Here is a 3,088-nt window from a genome sequence, read left to right as displayed (position 1 = left end):
GTTCCGCTTCCACCGAAGCGCACGCGAACAGTCGGACGCGACGGCGACCAAAAACCGTGTCGGGCGCCGGGGAGAGCACGAGATACGCCGTTAACACCATCGCGCGCGGAACGCCGGATGTTCTCCGGTGTGACCGTGGTTTTGAACTCGTGTGCTTTTTACTTACGCACACGAGGCCGCGGGTGCATCGGGCACCCGGCGTTCCGCGCGCCCTCTTCCAAGAGAGGGCGACAGGAATGCAGCAAACCTCGGGCGCGTAGCGCCGCGAGAACGTGAAGGCGTGGCTGGTACAATCGCGTGGCTGTTTGACAGGTGAAGCCGACCGACGACGTGAGGCACAGCGCCACCCCACCGACCAACGTCATCGCCCGCGCAGGCGGGCGATCCAGTATCCCAGAGCATTCATTGATCGACAGCGGCATCGCCGCGAGCGCTCTGCGATACTGGATCACCCGTATGCGCGGGTGATGACAACCGAACTTGTGGCAGCGCCTCGCACCATCCTCCGCCGTCATGCGCGGGCTTGACCCGCCTGCGGGGCCGGAGCCCCTTCGGCGCGGCGAAGGCCCGCGCATCCATCGCGCGCGGAGCGCGCTGAACCGTGGCGTTCTGTTGAGGTGCTTTGCGAAGAAGATGGATTGCCGGGTCAAGCCCGGCAATGACGGGTAGTTACGAGGCAAGTCCTCGCAACACCCCGGACGTCATCGCCCTGCATTCGCGGCGATGACGTCGATCGTTGTCGGATCACCTCTCTCAGACTGTGGTCAGATCGGTTTGCCCGCATACGGCATCGACGCCGTCAGGCCGCCGTCGACCGGGAAGGCCTGGCCGTTGACGTAAGACGCTTCGTCGCTGAGCAGGAACAAGCCCATGGTGGCGAGTTCGTGCGGCTGGCCGGCGCGTTTCAGCGGGTTGAGCTGGCCGATCTTGTGATCGGTGCCGCGCTGCTTGGCATTGTCGAACACCGGCTTGGTCATGCCGGTCTCGATCAGGCCGGGGCACACCGCGTTGATGCGCACGCCGGTGCCGGACAGCGAGTAGGCGGTGGTCTGCACCAGGCTGATCACGCCGGCCTTCGACGCTGCATAGGGATGCCCCGACGCGCCGCTCTTGAGGCCTGCCACCGACGCCGTGCAGACGATGGCGCCATGGCCCTGTTTGATCATGTGCGGCATGCTGTGCTTGATCGCCAGGAACGGCCCGATCAGGTTGACGCGCAGGATTTCCTGCCAATGCTCCGGCGTCTGGTCGGGCAGCGGCACCAGGCCGCCGCTGATGCCGGCATTGGCCCAGATGCCGTCGAGCTTGCCGTACGCCGCAATCGCCTTGGCGACGAAGCCCTTCACATCGTCCTCGGAGCCTGCATCGGCCATCACCGCCTCGGCCGTGCCGCCGGCCTTGCGCACTTGCTCGACGGTTTCGTTGACGCCCTCGGTGCGATCGACCGCGATCAGTTGCGCGCCTTCGGCGGTGAACAGCAGCGATGCCGCGCGGCCGATGCCGCTGCCGGCGCCGGTGATGATGACGGATTTGCCTGCGAGGCGGCCCATGCGTTGCTCCCTGCTGATCGTGCGGCGTTTGCCGCTTGACGGAATTCGTTTCGACCCTGGCGGGGCCGGCATCACCACAGCGGCACACAAGTGACTTGAGGCAATGCGAGGTCTGACGTACAGCGACTTGAAACGGGAATGAAGGACTTTCTGTATGTCGAATGCGCCGTCCACCAGCGACAAACCCTTCGTCGCCCAGCACTCGGTTCCCACCGGCGTCACGGCGACGCGGTGGTGGTGGGTGCGCCACGCCCCGGTACGCAGCGACGGCGGCAACATCTACGGCCAGATCGATATCGATTGCGACTGCAGCGACAAGGTGGTGTTCGACGCGGTGAGCCGCGTACTGCCGAAAGATGCGGTGTGGTACGCGAGCAAGCTGAAGCGCACCCACATGACCGCCGAGGCGATCTTCGCCGCCGGCTTTCCGCGGCCGCCGCTGATCACGCATGACGCCGATCTCAACGAGCAGCATCTCGGCGACTGGCAGGGCAAGAACCGCGCGCAGTTCTTCGCCAATTTGCCGATCAATCTCGACACCTTCTGGTTCGCACCGATCGACGAGCGCGCGCCGAACGGCGAAAGCTTCATGGATCTGTACGAGCGCACCAGGCGTGCGATCGCGCGGATCTCCGCCGCGCATCCCGGCGGCGACATCGTCGCGGTGGCGCATGGCGGCACCATCAAGGCGGCGATCGGCCTCGCGCTACGCGACCAGCCGGCGCGCGGTCTCGCCTTCACCATCGACAATTGCTCGATTACCCGGCTCGACTACATGGCGTCGTCCGACGGTCACGAAGGCTGGCGGATTCCGATGGTCAATCAGCAGCCCTGGATCGCCGACCCTTCCCACGCCGCGATGCATCAGCCGGCCGGGCCGGAAGTGGCGACGACGACGAAGCTGGCCTGATCCACGACAAAGTCTTTCCGTCATTGCGAGCGAAGCGAAGCAATCCAGACGCCGTGCACTGAGCTGGATTGCTTCGTCGCTTCGCTCCTCGCAATGACGGGAAAAGGTCATCCACACACAACAACTAACAACGGGAGAGAAACATGAGCTTGTTCGACCTCAGCGGCAAAGTCGCGGTGATCACTGGATCGTCGCGCGGCATCGGTAAGGCGATCGCCGAGCGGATGGCGGAGCACGGCGCCAAGGTGGTGATCTCGTCGCGCAAGCAGGACGCTTGCGACGCCGTCGCCAAGTCGATTAACGACGCGCACGGAGCAGGGACCGCGCTGGCGCTCGCGGCCAACATCTCCAGCAAGGACGATCTCAAGCGTCTGGCGCAGGAAGCGACCGAGAAATTCGGCAAGATCGACGCACTGGTGTGCAACGCCGCGTCCAACCCGTATTACGGCCCGCAAGCCGGAATCAACGACGATCAGTTCCGCAAGATTCTGGACAACAATATCGTCGCCAACCACTGGCTCATCAGCGAAGTCGTGCCGCAGATGATCAAGCGCAAGGACGGTTCGATCACCATCGTGTCGTCGATCGGCGGTCTCAAGGGCTCGACCGTGATCGGCGCTTACTGCAT

The 3,088-nt window shown here is 64.4% G+C and carries 3 protein-coding genes; 2 read left to right on the top strand and 1 reads right to left on the bottom strand.

Annotated features, from left to right (window positions below):
* Positions 1–764: 764 nt before the first annotated feature.
* A complete protein-coding gene (locus ACOJTD_RS00590) occupies positions 765–1,550 on the bottom strand; it encodes an SDR family NAD(P)-dependent oxidoreductase (RefSeq protein WP_420131007.1) in 786 nt (261 codons plus the stop codon).
* Between the two features lie 154 nt (positions 1,551–1,704).
* Here ACOJTD_RS00590 and ACOJTD_RS00585 point away from each other — a divergent pair, with 154 nt between their 5' ends.
* Together ACOJTD_RS00585 and ACOJTD_RS00580 are read left to right on the top strand one after the other, a co-directional pair.
* On the top strand, positions 1,705–2,460 hold the full coding sequence (locus tag ACOJTD_RS00585) for a histidine phosphatase family protein (RefSeq protein ID WP_420131006.1): 756 nt from the start codon (positions 1,705–1,707) through the stop codon (positions 2,458–2,460).
* 143 nt (positions 2,461–2,603) lie between these two features.
* Positions 2,604–3,088 (top strand): SDR family NAD(P)-dependent oxidoreductase (locus tag ACOJTD_RS00580; protein ID WP_420131005.1); only part of this gene is annotated, 485 nt, incomplete at its 3' end.

This window comes from Rhodopseudomonas sp., from assembly GCF_048594845.1.
In the GTDB taxonomy this organism is placed as follows: domain Bacteria; phylum Pseudomonadota; class Alphaproteobacteria; order Rhizobiales; family Xanthobacteraceae; genus Rhodopseudomonas.
This window is presented reverse-complemented; position numbering and strand designations above follow the sequence as displayed.

Excerpts from the sequence above, each read along its gene's own strand:
- ACOJTD_RS00585 (WP_420131006.1), top strand. The coding sequence starts at position 1,705 with ATGTCGAATGCGCCGTCCACCAGCGACAAACCCTTCGTCGCCCAGCAC.
- ACOJTD_RS00590 (WP_420131007.1), bottom strand. The coding sequence starts at position 1,550 with ATGGGCCGCCTCGCAGGCAAATCCGTCATCATCACCGGCGCCGGCAGC.